Here is a 19,070-nt window from a genome sequence, read left to right as displayed (position 1 = left end):
GGGCCACGTGAGGGGGAGTCGATGACTATGGCGAAGGACGGCTGTTCGGCCGACGCGGGCCGGAGCGCGGCCCTGCCCGGCTGGCCGAGGAACAGGGCGCTCGTTCCCCTCACCCCATCGCCCCGCGTGCCCCAGTCTGCGATCCCCACTCAGGGGGGTCACTCGAGCAGCCCGCTCCCGTCGACCGACGGGCCGCCGTCGTCGCCACCCGGCCTGCCCGTCCAGGGCCTCAGGCCGGGCCTCGGGTACTACCCGGCTCCCCCACCGACCGACCCGCCATCACCGCCGACCGCCCCGAGTCCCGGGTCGCCACAACCAACGCTGGACCGGGCCCGCATACCCGAAGGTCCCTCGCGCGCCTCGCTTCGAGCGGCGATCGCCGCACGCCTGCGCACCGTGGCGGGCTACCCGCGCGCCGCGCGCCCGGCGGTGCGCTGGTCCCTCATCGCGGCAGCCTGCGTCCTGCAGGCGTTCCTCCTGGTCAGCGCAATGGCGTGGTGGGTGTCGAGCGACTCAGCGATCAGCCCGCTCGCGTCGTTCGCTCCATCGTGGGTCGGTATCGTCCACGACGTCGGGGCCGCCGGCGTCAACCTCAGGGACTTGCCGCAGGTCGTCCCGACCACTGCGCGCGACACCGCAGCCCGCGGCTCCCGCCTGCAGATCCAGTGCGGGCAGACCGGCGACATCGTGAGCGACGGAACGGTCTCGACGGCGACCTGGCTGAAGACCTCCGACGGTCTATTCGTCTCGATGCTCTACGTCCGCGTCCCTGATCGAACGTCAATCGTGAGCTGCTCCGACTCGGCGGTCGACGCGCCGCTCCTGCCCCTCGCCGACCCCGCTAACCCCGCCCTTCCGCCTCCCCCAGGCACGGTGTTGGGCACCGGCGGCGGACTGGGCAACGACGCAGCAGGTGCAGCCCGTCCGGGCGCAGGTGATGCGGCGACGCGCGCCGCACCCGATGGGCAAGCATCCGGCGGGGCGGCGGGACGGGGCGGCGCATCTGCTAGCGCCTCCGGCCCCGGCAGGGTCGGACGCGGGCAAGCCGGTGCGGTGTCGCCACACGTGGCATCGGATTACGACACTGGAGGAACTGGAGGCTCCGGAGGCTCCGGAGGCGGCGGTGGCGGCGGTGGCGGCGGCGGCGGTGGCGGCGAAGGCGGCGGTGGCGGCGGTGAAAGCTCCGGAGGTGGCGGAGGCGCTCTATTCGGAGGAGACGACGGAGGCTCCGGAGGCGGAGGCGGCAGCAACCCCGACACCGAAGCGGTTGGCTGAGTAGCAGATCGTGACGCTTCAAAGCTCTGCAGGTCGAGACTCGTCGTGCCCGCGGTTGCGCGTGTCATCGAACGAGCTCAGGGCGGGACCAGCCGCTTCCGAGGCACCCCCCGCGGAGGGGGTGGGGGGTAAAGCGCTGTCCCTTTCTGTTCCATGCGAGACCGCCCGTGCTGTCGGTAGGCACTCGGAATCCCTGGTCCCAGGTCCTCTGGATCGTATGGAGACCGGCGCCTCCGCTCGTAAGTTGGCGCGGGTCACCGTCGCTGGCGGTGCCGCATTTACGGGGAGGCGCCGGTGCCTGGTGAGGGTAGTTGGATCGGGTTGGAGGTTCACGCACTTTCGGTCGTGAGCTGCACAATCGACGAGACCAGAGCGGACATCCCCGCATTCAGCGGATCGGGCACGAACCGAGCAGATCGTGGACTGGGTCAGGGCTAAGCCCGGCCCGGTGGCCGCTTGCTACGTGGCCGGACCGACCGGCTTCGGGCGGCCGGAGCACTGAGCGCCGCCGGTGTCCACTGCGAGCTGGTGGCGCCTTCGAAGCTGGAGCGCCCGGCCGGAGACAAGGTCAAGACCGACCGCCGGGACGCGGAGCGGCTCGCGCGGCTGCTGCACATCGGGGAGGTCCCGAGGGTGCGAGTCCCGAGATAGGCCGAGGAGGCCGCCTGGGATCTGGTGCGGGCTCGGGAGGATTGCCGCGGAGATCTGATGCGTGCGCGGCACCGGCTGTCCAAGCTGCTGCTGCGCCAAGGCCTGGTGTAGGAACACAGCGCCTGGACCGGCGCGCACGAGGACTGTCGCGCAGCCATCGCTTCGGTCGGCGCGGGGTGCAGCTCGCCTTCGATGAGGCCCTCGACACGGTGTTCTCGGTGCACGCGCGCCGGGACAGCCTCGACGCTGCGATCGAAGAGATGGCCGCGACCGACCCGGCGTTGGTCGGGTCGGTGGGGCGGCTGCGCTGCTTGCGCGGGGTCTCGACGTTGACCGCGACCGGGTTGTGCGTCGAGGTCGCCGACTGGCGCCGCTTCACCGGGTCCACGATCGGGTCCAACCTGTGACTGGTGCCCTCGGAGTTCTCCTCCGGGGCCCGGCGGGTCCAGGGGCCGATCACCAAGACGGGCAACGGTCACGCCCGCCGGCTGCTGGTCGAGGCCGCCTGGCATCACCGCCGCCCGCTGCGCGCCACGGCTCGCCGGGAACGCGCCGGACGCGCCGACGGGCAGTCCGCCGCGGTCCGGGAGCGGGCCGAGGCCGGTAACAGGCGGCTGCACCAGCGTTGGTGCCGTCTCGAGCAGCGCAAGAAGTGGCCAACGGTGTCGGTGGTCGCGGTCGCCCGCGAGCGCGCCGGCTGGTGTTGGAGCCTCGCGGTCCTCGAAGACGACCACCCCACAGCTGCGTGATCGGCTGACCGCAACGGCCCGCCCACAGACCCCGGCGGGCGCCGGCTGGGACGCAGGCAGCGCGAGGAACGGGCCCGCGATACAGCTATGAGCAGCTCGCTGCGGCTCACGCCGCTGCTGGGCGATCCTCGCCCTTAGATTCGCGGAACGTTCCCGGCGAACACCCGGTCATGCGGTCACCAACCCGCGCATATCAGTCTGACCGCGCGCCTCCCGCCCACCCGGCCCCGCCGGACCCATAGCCCCTGACCAGCCACGATTCGCCACATCGAGGGCCGAACACCCCTGCCTACTTGACAGGACTGCGCTCCATATCAGTTGTACTGACCGGACACGTTGGTTGAGTGCGTGTGACGACACGGTCTGAATGGTCTTGAGGGGCGGGTCTCTCGAAAGTGCTGTGGCGCTGTCTGACGGCATCCACTCACCACCGGGCGGTGTCCTCCGTGACCCCACGCTAACGCCGCGAAACAGGGTGTTTAACTAACTAAGGCCCATGAGCTCCGAGATGCGGGGATCGCTTACTTGCCAGTATTGATGGACTGCAAGCTGGGCCTCCTCAATGTCCGGCGCGGTCTCCTCCAGGCGTACCCCGTCGGCCCTCGACAGATCTTGACCCAGGATTCTACTCGTTTCCGAGATGAGGTCGAACATGACGGCGACCTGGCGCGCGATCACTTCGTCATTCTTGAAGTCGTTTCCACTCAGCTCTTGTTGGCACATAACGGCCGCTCGGCTATTGAACTCCACGACGTACGGAGCACCGATACCGCACGTGGAACGCCAGAGGCCTACGTAGCGGTATAGGTCGAGCGTGGGGACCATCTCTGCGCGTGCGCACGAGAAGAAGCTCACTCCCGCTTTGTCTGACTCTCCCCATACCATCGCCGACGTGAGAACTCCACTCGTCAAATAGTAGTAGGTCGAGGGAGTAATGTACTGGTTCTGGCCGAATAGATCGCCTTGTTCCTCTCTCGCCTCACCGAACATCTCGACGACCACACGCAACTCTTCTTCTGATAAGCCGATCTTCATATGTCCTCCCAATTTTCCTCTGAGGAGATCGGGGCTGCCGGTTCGAGCGTTACGCTGAGCAAGTCGAAAGGTCGGACAATCGTCCGCTCGTCCAGTGGCGCGCACCGAAAGTACCCCATCAATCGCCTGCAACTAGCGGAAGAGCATCGGACCCATTTGTGAGGCGCCGTTCGAGGACCTCAACGTCGAACGCTGTGCGGCCGGCCCGCGGTCAGAGGTGAGCCGGGTTCTTCAGTGCAGGCTAGGTCGGATTGCATGGCCCGCGCGCGAACGATCGACTCAGGTCCTCGCGCTACGGCTGCTTGCGCGATCACCTGGAAAAGCCGTGGTCTTAGGCGTCGGAGACGGCCCGACGCGAACCCGAGGCAGGACGGCGGTACGTCTTCTCGAGCCGCTGCATCTCCATCCAGGCGTCGTGCAGCCACATGGTGCGCTCGCCGTCTCGGTGTGTCCGAACTACGACTTTGCCACCTCCGACATCCTTTGCGAACCAGACGAAATGGTCCTCACCCAAGCCACGATCAACTAGTCCCATCCAAGTCCGAGACTGGCGAATCTCCAAAGGTGTTGCCGGTCGTGTCCGCAACGACCCCTCGAGAAGCTCGGACACAGACCGGCGAGCTTCGCCCTGGTCGTGGCGGCCTCTGCCATGCTGACGGCGGCTGAACAGGCCCATCTCGGCTCCTAACGTCTGCGATCCTGCGGACCTAGTCGGCTACTTCCACGGGGCTGTTACGGCCGACAGGCGAAGCCCCCGTACATGCCAGGGACTTCGGCCCACATCGTTGCCTTCGGGTGCTCGGTCAACGGGCCGAGCTGCGGAGATGACGCGGGCTTCGACCGTGGCCGGGGATGACTTGGGCCGAGGCCCATCACTGGCCGGCAGTGCGTGCTGACGACGGCTGAAAGCTGATCTCCTCGCGACTGGGGAATCTGTACACCCTCGCCGTTAGTGAGGGGTGCTGAGCGTGGAGGACTGGGCGGAGATCCGGCGCCTGGATCGGGCTGAGGGGATGCTGATCAAGGCGATCGTGCGCAAGCTCGGGGTCGGACGGAACACCGTGCGCCGAGCGTTGGCGGCCGAGGCGCCGCCGAAGTACGAGGGGGCGGCGAGGGGCTCGATCGTCGATGCGGTTGAGCCGCAGGTCCGGGAGTTGCGCGCGGAGTGGCCGACGATGCGGTGACGGTGATCGCTGAGCGGATCGGCTGGAGCAGGTCGTGGACGGTGCTCAAGGACCGGGTTCGAGAACTGCGCCCGCAGTACCTGCCGCCGGACCCGGCGTCGCCACCGAGTACCGGCCCAGTGAGCTCGCGCAGTGCGACTTGTGGTTCCCGCCGGCGCGAGTGCCGCTCGGGGCCGGACCGGTCGGGTCGCCGCCGGTGCTGGTGATGGTGGCGGTTACTCGCGGATCATGGCCGCGCGGATGTTGCCCTCGCGGCAGGGCCGGATCTGCTGGCCGGGCACTGGCGCCTGCTCTCGGAGTTGGGCGCGGTGCCGCGGGCGCTGGTCTGGGACAACGACTCCGCGGTCGGCTCCTGGCGCGCCGGGCGCCCGCAGTTGTCTGCGACCATGACCGGGTTCGGCGGCGCGCTCGGGATCAAGGTGATCCAGTGCCGGCCCGGCGAGCCCGAGGCCAGGGGCCTGGTCGAGCGGGCCAAACGAGTACTTGGAGCCCCGTTCCTGCCCGATCGCGGGTTCGCCTCGCCGAGCGACTTCAACGCCCAGCTCGGGGTCTGGCTGGCTCGGGCCAACCAGCGCCACCACCGTCGACTCGGGTGCCGCCCGATCGATCGCTGGAGGCCTGACCGTGCCTCGATGGTCGCGCTGCCGCCGCTGCCGCCGGCCGCGGCGACCTTGGGGGTGGACCAGCAGCTTGCTACTGCCGTGGGATCACTACGTCCGACTCGATGCCAACGACTACTCGGTGCACCCGAGCGCGGTCGGGCGGCGCGTGGTCGCCAGCGCCGACCTCGAACACCTCACCGTGGACCCTCGCCAGCGGCCGTGCCGATGCTCGCGACGTCGTCCGTGTCGCTCGGCACGATCGCCGCTGGGCCCGGCATCAGACAATCACCGACCCCGAACATGCCCAAGCCGCCGCCAGTTGCGCCGAGCCCGCCACGACCAGCCGACACCACCGCCTGCGGTCGAGGTCGCAGGTCGCGGTCTGGCCGACTACGACCGCCTCTTCGACCTCGATGACGGGCCGGTCAAGGAGGCCGTCTGATGACCACGAAGAACGGCACCGCGATTGGCTCGGGGCGCAACGTGGCTTCGGAGTTGGCGTTTCCTGACCCGCGCGCTCAAGGCTCCGTCGCTGGCGGCGGCGGTCGAGCGCCTGGCCGAACGGATCCGCGCCGAGTTCTGGACCCACGAGGAGTTCCTGGCCGCCTGCCTGCAACGCGATGTCGCCGCCCGCGAAGCCGACGGCGGCGCGAGCCGTATCCGCGTCGCACGCTACCCGGCCCGCAAGAGCCTCGGGATCGACGTGGTGCTCGTCGGCGATCAGGTCTGCGGCGAGCCAGAGCCGCGCCGCCAGCCGCGGGTAAGCCAGCGGTGGGCGTCATCTTCGCCGTCGTTGACCAGGAACAGCCCGTCGAAATCGGGCCGGCCCTCATCGGAGCCCAGCGGGTTGTTGTCTGGCGGGTCAGTGGTCACATCAAAGATCCTCGCATGAGCCTGGGCCAGGCTCGGGCCGAAGACGATCGGGCGGGCAGCACGGGTCACCACTTCCCGAACACCGGCACGCGAGCAGCAGAGGTGGCGTGGCCTCCTTCGTGGCCTCAAACGCAGTCGCCTCGTGTGCAACGGTGGGACCGGTGACGTGCACCGTTGGATGCCGTGAGGATGCCGCTCGCGGTGAGGCACTTACTCGGAAGGCGAGACAATGGGTCGGCTCAAGCGGTCAAGGCGTCGAAAGTCGCTTCGTCGCAGTCGGCTAGCTTGTGTCGCTGGCCGGCTCCGAAGCTTTGCTGGGCGTCGCTCACCGTCGAAGGCGCTGCGCGTCGCCGCGCGGCCACCCTCCTGGCGACCCGTGACCGCGAGCCTCCTACGCCCACGGGCCCCGAGGAGTGATGAGGGAAGAGAACACGCCTCCATCCAGTCCCGACACGTCGGGCTGCGTAACCGCCCTGGGCCCATAGTCGAACCGTCAGGACGGTGAAGGCAGAAGCTGTCGCCGTGGATGATCTTCGCGTGGAGCAGTTCGTGGAGAACAGCGGTGTCAACTGTTGTGCGTGGAGGAGGTCCACGAGGTCTGTTCCGCTACTAGAGTTGCTGGTAGAGGCTGTGTGAGGCGAAGCACGGGAATCTTTTAATCCGTTGGTTGTGGGTTCGAGTCCCACGGGGCCCACAACCTTGTGACCTGCGACTTCGCTTGCGCCTCGACGATCGAGAACCTCGAACTCTGGCTCGAGAATCGGCGTCCTGGTGCGGATCGTGGACGCAACACGCCGCTGACCAGCGCAGATGGTGCTCGAGCGCCTGGCAGAACTCGCATGGCGGCGAAGACCTGGTGTGTCGGAAGGCGACGAGGCAAGTGGTCAGTTCGACGTGGCTCTGTGGATCTGGGAGCCGGTCGTACGGCCACACTCGAAGAGCGCTGCCTCGACGAGCTCGGGCTCGACGCCGCCGGCCCAGGCCGTCCATCGGTGGGCGAGGTTCAGGCCGACCTCGTGCTGCTCGGTGCCGCAACCAGACTGAGGTCGAGGTGACGTGAGCGCCTCGGCGTGCTCGGCGACGAGGCGGTCGCGACCGGCGCGGCCCCGAGCACTGCACGGGCGCGGACCCGCGGTATCGCCGGGGCTCACGACCGGGCCCGGGAGCAAGAGATCCCATCGCGCCTCGGAGAAGGGCGCATGTAGGCCTGCGGGTGCCGATCCCGCACTGTTCGCACCCCTCTGCTTGTTCGCACCGTGGAATGGGCTCCGGCTTCTCCGTCGGTTGCTGGCCAACGCGTCAGCGGTGGCTCCATCAGTACCGGCGCGACTATGAGCTCACGAACGGAGCCGGTCCGCGGGGGTGCGGGCTCTGATTGGACATAGCCGCGTGGTGTGAGGTGCGGGAGGAAGGCCAAGTTTCAGAGATGGACCTTTCCGGAGACCCCGGGCGTGGTGGCACCGCCCACCCACAGGTCGTCCCCGACCTGCTCGACGTGCACGCGGCCGCGTCGTCCCAGGCAGGTGCCCTGGGTCGCGGTGTAGGCCGTCGGTAGACGACCGCTGTCGATCAACCACCGCCCGAGGCCGGCGTGGAGGCTGCCGGTCACCGGGTCCTCGCCGGTACCCACGGTCGGGACGAAGGCGCGCACCTCGATGGCGGCGTCCGAGCCCGCGGGATGCTGGCCGACGACGCCGACGTCGAACCCGGTCAGCACAACGCGGTCGGGTTCGATGTCCAGGACGGTGGCCGCGTCGCGCAACAGGAGGGCGACCCAGCCCGGCCCGTTGTCGACCCATGCGGCGTCGACGATGTCGGTCGCGGCGAGACCGAGGCCTCGGCGCAGGATCGCGACGTCAGCATCGTCGACCGGTCCGTAGCGCAGCAGCGGAGGAGCGGCAAAGGCGAGCCGTCCTCCGCTGCCGGGTTCCCGCCGGATAAGGACCAACCCGGCTTCGCACTCCTGCACCAGGGTGTCCCGGTCTCGGGGAGCCTCGGCCGCGTCGAGCCAGGCCCTCGCCGCCCCGAGGGTGGGATGCCCGGCGAACAACAGCTCCCGGTCGGGTGTGAAGATCCGCAGTCGGTAGTCGGCCGTGGGGTCGGTGGGCTCCAGGAGGAACGTCGTCTCACTCAGGTTGGTCCATGCGGCGAACGCCGCCATCGTCTCGTCGGTGAGGTCGTCGGCGTCGTGGACGACGGCGACCGGGTTGCCCTCGGTGAGCCGGTCGGCGAAGACGTCGATCTGCGAGAAGCGGTGCTCGGTCATGGCCGGATCACCCCAGATCGTGCCCTGTGGGGCCAGGGCCACCTGGGCAGAAGTGGCAGCTGCGCGCCCCCCCGGTGGTCGCGTTCGCCTCGTCGTTCATCGCAGTTGGTCGCGCCGCTTCCGGTCCGCTCCGGTCCGGCGGTCATGGCCGCGGCTCTCCCGACTCGCCTGCGGGTCAGCACCCTGCCCTCACTCGCCAAGGACGAGTTCGAGGACACGACGTGAGCTGCGCACCAACGAGCTGCCGCTGGACCGGGGACGTAGTTCGAATTCGGTTCATGACCGTTCCCCCGGAACGCGCCCGATGCTGCTCACGTCCGGAGGACAGGCGCGCTCGCACCCTCGGCCACCGGGTGTTCCGCTCGGTGGCACTCGGAGATGAGCGGTTTACAGGGGCTGTGCGCGGCCCCGACTCTGGTCGCACACCGCTGCGACGCGCCCCGGCGGGGCGCGGTGTCCACTGCGGCGGGCGGTGCGACCCCGGGAGGCCGCGATCATGTCCGACGGCAGCTTCACCACGACGGCCGTGGCCGCCGCCACCACCGCGGACTGGGTCGATCCCAGGGCGATGCTCCGTGATCCTTTCGACACCTACGATCGGCTGCGTGAGCAGGGCTCGGTCGTCTGGGTGCCGGCCCTTGAGCGCTATCTCGTCACCGGGTTCGCGGCCTGCCGTGCCGTCGAAGCCGATCAGGCCACGTTCTCGGCCGATGTGGGCGGCGGTGGCGCGACGATGGCGCGTGCGCTCGGCGCGAAGCCCATGCTGCGCAAGGATGACCCCGAGCACGCGGTGGAACGGGCGCCGATCAATCCGGGCCTGCGGGCGAAGAGCATCCGCGCGTCCTGGGGGCCGCGCTTCGAGCGCAACGCGCAGATTCACCTCGACGTCCTGCGCGAGCGCGGGCCGAAGCAGGCCGAGCTGAACCGCGACTACGCGGCACCGGTGGCCGCGCGGAATCTCGTCGATGTGCTCGGGTTCCGCGAGGCCACCCCCGAGCAGATGCAGCGGTGGTCCCACGCCTTCATCGCCGGGATCGGGAATCTGGCCGATGACCCCGAAATCTGGGCTCGTTGCGACGACGCTCAGCGGGAAGTCGACGAGCACCTCGACGTGTTGCTCCCGCACCTGCTGCGCCACCCGGACACCTCGATGACCTCCGCGCTGGCCAACGCCGGTATCCCCGCGGCTGCGGTGCGGGCAAATGTGAAGCTCACGATCTCGGGCGGGATGAACGAGCCGCAGCACATGATCACCAACATGGTGTGGGCGCTGAGCCGACACCCCGAGCAGCGTGATCGCGTCCTGGCTGACCCGTCGCTGTGGCCGGTCGCGTTCGACGAGGCGCTGAGGTGGCTGTCCCCGATCGGGATGTACCCCCGCGAGACCACCCGGGCGACCGTGCTCGACGGCGTCGAGCTGCCTCGCGGCGCGACACTGGGTGTGGTGATCGCCGCCGCCAACCGCGACCCCGCCGCGTTCGAAGCACCCCGAGCGCTTCGACATCGCCCGCTCGCAGCGGGCGCACCTGGGGTTCGGAAGCGGCGTTCACCTCTGCCCCGGACACTGGGCCGCCCGCATCGCTGTTGGCGAGATCGCCGTACCACGGGTCTACGAGGCTCTGCACGGTCTCCGGACCGACACTCGTCGCGACGAGGCGTGGTTCGGCTGGGTGTTCAGGGGCCTCACCGACCTCCCGGTCACCTGGGGGCCGTCTTGACGCGGCGAGGTCGCGCTCTCCGCGCCGGTCCCGAGACGCCTCGTGGTCGGAGTCAATCCGAGGCCGGCTGGGTTCATCCCGCCCGCAGCCGCCGGCCCTCCTGATCGTCGCGTTCGTGCGGCCGTAAGCCGCGGCCAGCATCGGGCCTCGGTCCGACGAGCAATCGCGTCCTCAGCGGGCGGATCGGTACTTCGGGGCTCGCTCTGAGCCGGCTGCTTCACCTGAAGTTGTGTTCGCTGCCCCCCTGCCGGAGATGTACTTGGCCTCGCGGCTTGCGGTGGCGCATCGAGCGGCACGCAGTCGCCACCCTCCCTCAGGGCCTACGTCTTCGGCCAGGTCCCGGCGCCGGGGGCGCGGTTCTGGTGGGGAGTCCGCGGAGGCTGTCTCTCCGCCGGAGCGCAAACCGGCGCAGTGCGACAGCCCGGGTCGCTGCACCGGTCCGAGCAGCCGCATACCTTTGGCCGCATGGCCGTTCTTCCCGACCGGGGAACGCTGCAGGCGTAACACTTGAGCTCTGAGTGGGCGCTGGAGTGGCGTGTCAGTGAACTCCCCGTGTGTGACCGGCGGCTGCCTCGGCCGAGCCCATTCCCTCCTTCGGGAGGACGAACACCGCGAGGAGCTCCTCGTGGAGTGCCCGCGCTGCGGAGCATCGTTCTGGGCGCCCCTCGCGACCACAGCCGCGCCCCAAGATGCCGCGGGCTTCGACCGTGGTCTGGGGTGACTCTGGGCCGAGGCCCATCACGAGACCGTATGGAGACCGTTTGCGTCTGCCCGCTAGCCAGCGATGACCCGCCAGCCCGCCGGCCCGCGGACCGAGCGGACCCGGTCCGCCACCGGCCGCGGCCTGAAGCCATTGACGGTGGGACGAGGCGCACCTACGAGATGAAGATCGCGACCTACAACGTGAACGGCGTCAACGGGCGGCTGCCGGTCCTGCTGGAGTGGCTTGCGGAGGCCGGGCCGGACGTCGTCTGCCTTCAAGAGCTGAAGGCGCCGCAGGAGAAGTTTCCCGTGGCGGCCATTCGCGACGCCGGGTACGAGGCCGTCTGGCTGGGACAGAAGAGCTGGAACGGGGTCGCGATCCTGGCTCGCGGCGAGTCGCCGGCGGAGACCCGCCGGGGTCTGCCGGGCGAGCCCGATCCGGGGCAGTCGCGCTACATCGAGGCGACGGTGAACGGCATTGTGATCGGCTGCCTCTACCTGCCCAACGGCAACCCGGCTCCCGGTCCCAAGTTCGACCACAAGCTGGCCTGGTTCGAGGCGTTCATCGGCTACGCCGCGAGCCTGCTCGCACGCGGCGTTCCGGTCGTCCTGGCCGGCGACTACAACGTGATGCCGACCGACCTCGACGTCTACAAGCCGGAGCGCTGGGTCGACGACGCCCTGTTCCGCCCCGAGGTGCGCGACGCGTTCCACCGGCTCGCCGCGCAGGGCTGGACGGACGCGCTACGGACGCTGCACCCGGGCGAGCGGACCTACACCTTCTGGGACTACTTCCGCAACGCGTTCGGCCGCGACGCGGGCCTGCGCATCGATCACCTGATGCTCAGCCCGGCCGTCGCGGCCCGGCTCGTCGCCTCCGGCGTCGACCGCGGCGTCCGCGCCAAGGAGAAGACCAGCGACCACGCGCCGACCTGGATTGAACTGACCGACCCGCGATAACGCGCCCACTTCGCCGTTGCGACGGACCTGTCGACTGGCCGGCCCTGGTCGGCGAGCACCCGCGCGGACGGGCGTGCCCGTCCTCGGGTGACCTGCAGACCGAGTACGGATGCGAGCAGGGATACATCCCCCGCAGCGAGTGCTGACGAACCCAGACGACTCGGACCATCAGGCCGCTGCCCCGAGGGGCCTCGTGGAACGAGTGTCGATTGTCGATGTGAGTTTCCATGTCGACGGATGCCGCTTCGGTGTGTTTGCTCGCGGCTGACTTCCGTGCGTTGCGCGGCTATCCGTCGCTCGAGCGCTCGCCGGAGTCGTCACTACTTCCGCCGTCGATGTCGGTTGACGCGCCGTCCCGCGAGGAGCCCTGGTGTGAGCCGGGGTCCTTGGATGCGCCGCGAGGGGTCGGGTCGGGCGGCGAGGTGCGCCGGCTGGGCTCCGAGCGGTGATCAGATGTCGAGTTTTCCTCGGATCGTTCGCGGAGGGACGTGCTTTCCGATGACGTCCGGTGGATGCTCCCGACGTGCCGAGACGACCTCTCGGACGCAGGTCGGTGCGACATGTCGGACTGCGAGGTGCTGCGTTCAGGATCCGACGAGCCCGTCGAGCTGCGTTCGGACGACGGACCGTCATCGGATTCTTCACGGTCTGATCCGTCGTTCGGTGACGTGTGTTGCTGGATCGTCGGCGTGTGCTGAGCGACGTCTCGGTCGGACTCGTCCCGAGCCGAGCTCTCGGACGCCCCGTTCCCAGCGGCGAACGGCGTCGAGCGAGGTTCGTCATCCGAGGGACCGATCGACTGGCGCACCGCGGTGGGGGTGTCGTCCCGAGATGGGCCCGTGCGGTCCGGGTGTGCGGCAGCGCGTCCGTGGTCGATGCGCCACGCAGCGAACCGCACCCTGCTCAGTGGCGTGATGGTCCGGTCCCGGTGCAGGCCGACCTTGAGGTAGCTCTGCTGGCCCGGGTAGAGCGTGCCGCCGCGAGGGTGGTCGTCGTCGACGACGGACCGGCCGTCGCGCCAGACGCTGACGCCGGCCTTCTGCGGGTCGGCCGAGAAGCGCACCAGGACACGCAGCTGGGTCCACTCGCCGATGGGCGCACGCCCGAGTGTGCGGGTGAAGGGCCGAGGGCCCGACGGGTGGCCCTCGCCGCCGTGCAGGACGAGCTCGCCCTCGTCCACCCGAAGGTCGAGAGGCGCCTGCCCCGGGCTGTCATTCTCCCAACGAGCGATGACTTGGCGAGCCGTGGAGCCCGTGGCGAACTCGCCGTCCAGTCGGACCGAGAAGGTGACGTCGTGCTGGTCTCCTTCGTGCACGGTGGGCAGGGCGGGCTCGAGCTCGCTGCGCTGTCCGCGCCCGCTGAGCTCGAAGGACACCTCGTCGTCGTTCACCTGGGGCGGTAGGGCCCCGACGGTGTTCCACGACGTTCCCAGGAAGGCGCGCGGGCCGTCGGCACGCCACACCGCCGAGGCTGGGGCTTCCACCAACACCGGGGGGAAAGCCGGGGGTTCCGTCGGCACGGCCGGTGCGAGGGCCGGCGCGACGGCCGGCACCGCGGCGGACTCGACAGGCTCCTCGGTGGCCGGGGGCGGCACCGGGGGCACGGGGAGCACGCCAGCTCCGGCGCCTGGTGCCTCGGACGGTCCGTCGGGACGAGCTCCCGGCGGGAGGTGCGGTGCCTCGCGGGACCAGGGCGTCGTCGTGCTGGCGATGGCGACCCCGCCCGCGAGAGCACCGATGGCCACCAGGGAGACCGCCCGGGCTCGCGCCACACCCGGCGGCCGACGGTGCGAGCGCACCCCTCCGGAGGTGTGCAACGTCGGGCGCATTCCGGCGCCTGTGTCGCGATGGTGTCCCATGGTCGTGCCGGCGGCCCCCTGCTCCCTGGAGTGTTGTGCGAGAGGCGTTGCCGGGCGGTCGATGTGGAAACGCCCTACCGGCGAGCTTGGTGCTGACGATCCAGCAGGTTGCGACGCCTGCGAACAGTCAGACCACCAGGTCCTCCGGGCGCCGGCTCCGCTCGAGGTGGAGCTGCCCACCGGGCGCACTGGCGCGGTCCAGCCCCGGTGTGCGTTCCGGTTCTCCTCCGGTCGCGGCGCCTGTGACTACATCTCAGGCGGAGGCGTGCGCTGAGCCTGGTGTACAGCCGAGGAGCGGTCGGGTCGGGCTTGGTGTCGAAGAATTGGATCTGCGCCTCGTCCACGCCCACCGAGCGACGGGCTGGGTCCCATGACCGCCTCGTCGGCGGGCTTGCTCGACGTCGTCGCCGATGGCGTCGCGGAGCGCGGTCGCAGGGAATGTGGCCGAGATCGGCCCATTTCCACAGCGGCTAGGGGTCTAATGAGCGATGGCCCGGGAGCCTGCGCCCAGCCGCCATGGTCGCCTGCTCACACCGGCGTTCGTCGCGTTGAGCGTTGGTGATCTGGCCTACTTCACCGCCAACGGTGTCGTGTTCTTCGCTCTGCCCCTGTATGTGGTCGGGCCGGTCGGCTCGGACGCGGCGGGGGCCGGCGTCGCGTTCGGCGCCTTCGGGGTCACCGCGCTGGTGTGTCGCCCGTTCGCCGGTCGGCTGACCGACACCGTCGGGCGCAGGCCGTTGCTGGTCGGCGGGGCGCTGCTGTGCGCGATCGGGTTGGCGCTGCTGCCGCACGCGCAAACCGTCGCTGTCGTCGTCGCGCTGCGGCTGCTGCAGGGCGTCGCCGAGGCCGCGTTCTTCGTTGCGAGCTTCGCCGCCCTGCTTGACCTCGCCCCGCCGGCCCGGGTCGGGGAGGCGCTCAGCTACAACTCGCTCGGGCTCTACCTCGGCCTCGCGCTCGGGCCGCCGCTGGGCGAGCTGCTGCTGCAACGCTGGGGCTATCCAACGGCGTGGTACGGCGCCGCCGGGCTGGCCGTGGTGGCCGCGCTCGTGGCCGTCGGCATCGGTGAGACCCGCAGCGGTATCGATCCCGCCGGCGGGCACGGCAAGCTGATCTACCGCCCCGCGGTGCCGGTGGCGGTCGGCTTCCTCGCCTCGCTCGCCGCGGTCGGCGGGTTCCTCGCCTTCGCGTCGCTGCACTCGGTGGCTGTCGGCCTGGCCGACGCCAGCTTGGCGCTGCTCGTGTACGGCGTGGTGGTCGTTGCCTGCCGGCTGCTGTTCGCGAAGGTTCCCGACCGCCTGCCCTCGCTTCCGCTCGGCGCGGCCGCGTTGCTGGTGACGGCGGCCGGCCTTGCGCTCATGGCGATCGGGCGGACGCCCGGCGGCTTGCTGGTTGGTGTGTTCTGTGTGGCGGTCGGGGTGTCGTTCAGTACCCCAGCGTTCTTCTCCGCGATCTTCGCAAGCGCCAAACCGGGCGAGCGCGGTGCCGCGTCCGGCACCGCCAGCGCGGTCGTGGATCTCGGTCTCGGCTTCGGGCCGATCGCCCTCGGCCTGATCGCCGACTCGTATGGGATTCCGTGGGCGTTCGGCGCGGGAGCCGGCATTGCGGTCGCCGGTGCGGTCTGGACGATCTCGCTGTACCGCAGGCCGCTGCCGCCGCGCCTCGGCGGCTCCACACCCAGGGCGTGACCGAAGAGTCCGTCCCCGCTGCCGGCTTCGAGCGCGAGGCGAGTCTTGGTGCGGAGGAGCCGGCAAGCGACCTAAGTGGGACGAAGCGAGCCGCACGTCGTTGATGACCCGCAGCTCGGAGCCCTTGATGTGGGCGCCTGCGCGATGTCGACGCGACCGGCGCCGGCATCCAAGACCTCTCCGAGGTGACCCCCGTGGTCTACGCGGCCATGTTCGAGAAGCCGGGGCCTGATCGCGGAAGTCACCGACATCGGGCTGATCAAGGCCACCGGCCCGGAAACAGCGACGCCATCGTCGATGAGATTTGATCAGCCCTTCGCGTAATCTGCGAAACCCTGCCAGTCGATCATGACGCACGGCTCGTTGCCGACGATCCAAGCGTCGTGTCCTGGTGGGCAGTCCATGAAATCGCCGGGCCCGATAAGGGTCTCCTGCCCGTCGTCCATGCGGACCATCATCTGGCCCGAGATCACGTAGCCCATGTGGGCGGCCTGGCAGCTCTCGGTCCCCGCGATCGGCTTGACGTGTTGGGACCACTGCCACCCGGGCTGGAACGTGGCGCGCCCGACCCCGCCGGCGTCTTGGTTGACCAGCTCGAGCTTGCCCATTCCGTCCTTGAACGGGCGGACCTCTTCAGGATTGTTCAGACTCTTCGTGACGAGACCGGCCATGGTTGCCTCCTACATCAGTGACCGTTCTGCTCGTCCCGCGGCCCGAGGGACGGGCCGAAGACCGATCATGGAGTGAACTGATCCGAAATCAAGCTGAGCCTCTGAGGCGGAGAGGCGAGCATCGCAGTCGCGTTGTGAACGCCGCTCACTGTAGAGCTCGCGGCAGTGTCATGGAGAGAAAGGCCCTATTCGGCCCCATGAAGCCTCACCTACGTGTCCGTATCCGTGGTGGAGCTGTAGCCAGCCAATCACAGGCAGCTTCGGCTCCTATGCGAGGCAGCCTGTGGTGCCAGCTCCGTCAACCCCGAGCTGCCCCTAGCGTTGACCTCGAGTGCGGCGCTTCCTCGACCACCGTGACCACGGGGTCGCGGCCCGAGGAGGCGCCGGTGTGGGCATCCTTGAAGGCGCCCGACGTCGTCGTCTGTTCGCTCGACTCGGTCTGCGACGACGAAACCCTGTGGGCCACACCGGCCCGCTCTCGACGGGCTCCACAAGTACTACTGCCGCGCCACCCTGCTCAGCCGCGAGCCCGCCTGACCCCGAGAATCCGACGGCCTGTCGCGCGAACATGTGCGTGCTCACCGCTGCCGCGTAGCCACCAAGGGGCGGACGTCGGCGAGAACAGGGCCGCCCGCGCGCGGTCCACGGCCGTTGCCCCGGGCCCCTCCAGCGCAGGTACACCGCCGACAGGAGCAGCGCCTGCGTCAATCTACCCCTCATCGATATGGGGGGCTCCCGGTGCGGACTCCTCGAACTTCGAGGGACCTTTGGCGAACCCTGATCGGGATCGGCCGGATCCCTCGACGAGCCTCCCCAGCCTGTGACGAATTCCTACGCAGCATTCCTGGCGCGGAGGCGGGTAGCGGTCGGCCGCGGTGCAACCCGCCGCCCGAAGAATCGCGACTGGCGCCGCTGATGGCCTACGGCCGCCCAGCTCAAGGGCGAATGACGCACTGACCGCGTCCGGCGAGGACGGGCAACAATGACCCGTGAGATCGTCAGTCGGCAGCTCGGTGACAACGGTCGGAGCCTCGAGCCGTCCAGGGGCTCGTGGTGCGGGTTCTGGTGCGAAACGGCGGCTGCTGTAGGTCCGTGGTGCGGTTGGAGTGACTGGTTCCGACATCGTTGTTGCTGGTACAGATCTTAGTGGCCGGGGTGCGGCGATCTTTGGATTCGTTGGTTGTGGGTTCGAGTCCCACAGGGCCCACCACGTTCCACCAGTGCCCAGGCGTTGTCGGTCATGACCCGCTCCACGTGCTCGACGCCGAGCTCGCCCAGCGCGGCGGCGCGGCGGCGCGGCGAAGGGAGCCGGCGCAGGTGTCGGCCTTCTCGTCGGGGCCGACGCGAGGCCACGGGGCCGCGCACGTGAGCTCGGTCTACCGGAAGATCGACGTCGTCGAACGCAGCGCCGGTACGCGGTGGACGTCGACCATGACATCGGCCCACCTCCCGAACCATCTGCCACGCCCCCGGGGCCGAGGACGTGGGGCTCTCCTCGGCCACGCCGTCACCGGGACCAGCTCGGGAGTGATGACCTCGACCCTGGACTCAGGTGCGGTCGAGCCGCGGATAGACGATCTCTTGGATGACCAGCAGCCCGGCGGCCGCGACCGGTATCGCCAGCACGGCTCCGATGACCCCGAGCAGTGCACCGCCGATCAGCACCGCGACCACGGTGAGCACGGCGGGGACGTCGACCGTCCTACCCATGATCTTCGGCATCAGCAGGTAGTCCTCGACGAGGTTGTACACCACGAAGAACCCGACCGTGGCCAGGGCCACGGGCCAGGACACGGCCAGCGCCACCAGTGTGGTCAGGACGCCGCCGATCACGGCCCCGACAGCGGGGATCAGGTCCAGCAGGGCGACCAGCACCCCCAACGACAGCGCATAGGGCACCCCGAAGATCAGCAGCCAGACGAACGTGGCCGTCCCGGCGATCACCGACATCACCACGTTGCCCAGCACGTAGCCCCCGAAGCGGACGCAGATGGCGTCGCCGATCAAGACGGCGCGGGGCCGCCGCGAGGCCGGCGCCAACCGGTACGCCGCCTGGCGTATCCCGGGCAGCGCGGCCAGGAAGTACACCGTGAGCACGACGACGACCACGGTGTCGCCCAGCGCGCCCAGGACCGCCAACCCCGCCCCGAGAACGCCGTTGATCAGCGTTGAGCTGTTGCCTGCCAGGGCCTGCTGGAGATGCTGCTGCAGTCCGAACCGGGCGTCGAGCATGCCGATGGTCGAGCTGCGGTCCTGCAACAGCTGCAGATACCGGGGGGTCTGGCCCAGGAAACCGGCCGCCTGCTCGATCATCGGTGGAACGGCCAGGGCCAGGAAGCCGCCCACGATCACCACGAACCCGACGCAGACGAGGGTGACCGCGAACCCGCGCCGGAGCCCGCGGCGAGCCAGCCACGACACCGCCGGTTCCAGCCCGAGCGCGACGAACAGCGCGACCCCGATCAGGACCAGGACGTCGGCCGCGCCGGTGACCAGTTGCACCAGGGCGATGACGACCGCCACGCCGAGCGCCGCGCTGAGCCCGATCAGGAACGGCGAGCGGCGATTCAACGGTGAACCCAGCGGGCCGAGGGGCTGCTGCGTGGTGCTCGAGTGCGCGGCGTACGCCTCGGCCTCGGCGATGGGGCCCTCCGCGTCGAGGTGGGGCTGGGCCACCGAGGGATGATGCCCACGCTCGGCGCCCGCCACCGGGGCGCCGTCGTTCGATGTGGCGCCGCGCGGGCCACCCGGACTCCCGGTGGGCTGAGCCATCGCTCGGGATGACCGCGCTCTTCCCGGGCGAAACCATCGATGTTCCCGATCGTGGGTGGAGTCCCCTGC

12 protein-coding genes and 1 pseudogene are annotated in these 19,070 nt (G+C 69.6%); 7 read left to right on the top strand and 6 right to left on the bottom strand.

From position 1 onward, the window contains the following. Nucleotides 1-1,123 precede the first annotated feature (1,123 nt). The 3 genes from ACQPYN_RS30175 (at nt 1,124) to ACQPYN_RS30165 (ending at nt 2,675) form a co-directional block, all read left to right on the top strand. Nucleotides 1,124-1,279, top strand: a complete 156-nt coding sequence (locus ACQPYN_RS30175; RefSeq protein ID WP_433030720.1) for a hypothetical protein — start codon at nt 1,124-1,126, stop codon at nt 1,277-1,279. An 823-nt stretch (nt 1,280-2,102) separates the two neighbouring features. Further along, nucleotides 2,103-2,333, top strand: a complete 231-nt coding sequence (locus ACQPYN_RS30170) for a hypothetical protein (protein ID WP_433030717.1) — start codon at nt 2,103-2,105, stop codon at nt 2,331-2,333. Between the two features lie 3 nt (nt 2,334-2,336). Then, nucleotides 2,337-2,675: a transposase gene (locus ACQPYN_RS30165; RefSeq protein ID WP_433030714.1), complete on the top strand. Its 339-nt coding sequence runs from the start codon at nt 2,337-2,339 to the stop codon at nt 2,673-2,675. Nucleotides 2,676-3,158: 483 nt separating this feature from the next. Here ACQPYN_RS30165 and ACQPYN_RS30160 read toward each other — a convergent pair whose 3' ends face one another. Continuing rightward, on the bottom strand, nt 3,159-3,677 hold the full coding sequence (locus ACQPYN_RS30160; RefSeq protein WP_433030711.1) for a hypothetical protein: 519 nt from the start codon (nt 3,675-3,677) through the stop codon (nt 3,159-3,161). A 992-nt stretch (nt 3,678-4,669) separates the two neighbouring features. Here ACQPYN_RS30160 and istA point away from each other — a divergent pair. Then, nucleotides 4,670-5,938, top strand: a pseudogene (gene istA / locus ACQPYN_RS30155) (IS21 family transposase). A gap of 278 nt (nt 5,939-6,216) precedes the next feature. Here the strand turns inward: istA and ACQPYN_RS30150 are convergent. After that, nucleotides 6,217-6,369: a hypothetical protein gene (locus tag ACQPYN_RS30150; RefSeq protein WP_433030709.1), complete on the bottom strand. Its 153-nt coding sequence runs from the start codon at nt 6,367-6,369 to the stop codon at nt 6,217-6,219. Between the two features lie 1,420 nt (nt 6,370-7,789). Next, nucleotides 7,790-8,635, bottom strand: coding sequence for a PhzF family phenazine biosynthesis protein (locus ACQPYN_RS30145; protein ID WP_433030706.1), 846 nt, complete (start codon nt 8,633-8,635; stop codon nt 7,790-7,792). Between the two features lie 496 nt (nt 8,636-9,131). Here ACQPYN_RS30145 and ACQPYN_RS30140 point away from each other — a divergent pair, with 496 nt between their 5' ends. Together ACQPYN_RS30140 and xth are read left to right on the top strand one after the other, a co-directional pair. After that, the gene (locus ACQPYN_RS30140) at nt 9,132-10,457 is read left to right on the top strand and encodes a hypothetical protein (RefSeq protein ID WP_433030703.1); all 1,326 of its coding nucleotides are present in this window, start codon (nt 9,132-9,134) and stop codon (nt 10,455-10,457) included. A 778-nt stretch (nt 10,458-11,235) separates the two neighbouring features. Then, nucleotides 11,236-12,015, top strand: a complete 780-nt coding sequence (xth, locus tag ACQPYN_RS30135) for an exodeoxyribonuclease III (RefSeq protein WP_433030700.1) — start codon at nt 11,236-11,238, stop codon at nt 12,013-12,015. A gap of 286 nt (nt 12,016-12,301) precedes the next feature. On the opposite strand, the gene ACQPYN_RS30130 is transcribed toward xth, so the two are convergent. Beyond that, nucleotides 12,302-13,627 carry a heparin lyase I family protein gene (locus tag ACQPYN_RS30130; protein WP_433030697.1) on the bottom strand — a complete coding sequence of 442 codons (1,326 nt, stop codon included), beginning with the start codon at nt 13,625-13,627 and terminating at the stop codon, nt 12,302-12,304. Between the two features lie 734 nt (nt 13,628-14,361). On the opposite strand from ACQPYN_RS30130, the gene ACQPYN_RS30125 reads away from it, so the two are divergent. After that, nucleotides 14,362-15,558, top strand: a complete 1,197-nt coding sequence (locus ACQPYN_RS30125) for an MFS transporter (RefSeq protein WP_433030695.1) — start codon at nt 14,362-14,364, stop codon at nt 15,556-15,558. Between the two features lie 308 nt (nt 15,559-15,866). Here the strand turns inward: ACQPYN_RS30125 and ACQPYN_RS30120 are convergent, their stop codons facing one another. Both ACQPYN_RS30120 and ACQPYN_RS30115 read right to left on the bottom strand, forming a co-directional pair. Continuing rightward, a complete protein-coding gene (locus tag ACQPYN_RS30120; protein WP_433030692.1) occupies nt 15,867-16,229 on the bottom strand; it encodes a cupin domain-containing protein in 363 nt (120 codons plus the stop codon). 1,548 nt (nt 16,230-17,777) lie between these two features. After that, a complete protein-coding gene (locus ACQPYN_RS30115; RefSeq protein WP_433030689.1) occupies nt 17,778-18,905 on the bottom strand; it encodes an AI-2E family transporter in 1,128 nt (375 codons plus the stop codon). Nucleotides 18,906-19,070 lie beyond the last annotated feature (165 nt).

Origin of the sequence: Actinomycetospora sp. CA-053990 (assembly GCF_050948445.1) — a bacterium.
Taxonomy (GTDB): Bacteria; Actinomycetota; Actinomycetes; order Mycobacteriales; family Pseudonocardiaceae; genus Actinomycetospora; species Actinomycetospora callitridis.
The sequence above is the reverse complement of the archived record's forward strand: the minus strand, read 5'-3'. Positions and strand labels throughout refer to the sequence as shown.

Coding starts and splice junctions, on each gene's coding strand:
- ACQPYN_RS30145 (WP_433030706.1), bottom strand. CDS start 8,635: ATGACCGAGCACCGCTTCTCGCAGATCGACGTCTTCGCCGACCGGCTC.
- ACQPYN_RS30140 (WP_433030703.1), top strand. CDS start 9,132: ATGTCCGACGGCAGCTTCACCACGACGGCCGTGGCCGCCGCCACCACC.
- xth (WP_433030700.1), top strand. CDS start 11,236: ATGAAGATCGCGACCTACAACGTGAACGGCGTCAACGGGCGGCTGCCG.
- ACQPYN_RS30125 (WP_433030695.1), top strand. CDS start 14,362: ATGGCCCGGGAGCCTGCGCCCAGCCGCCATGGTCGCCTGCTCACACCG.
- ACQPYN_RS30120 (WP_433030692.1), bottom strand. CDS start 16,229: ATGGCCGGTCTCGTCACGAAGAGTCTGAACAATCCTGAAGAGGTCCGC.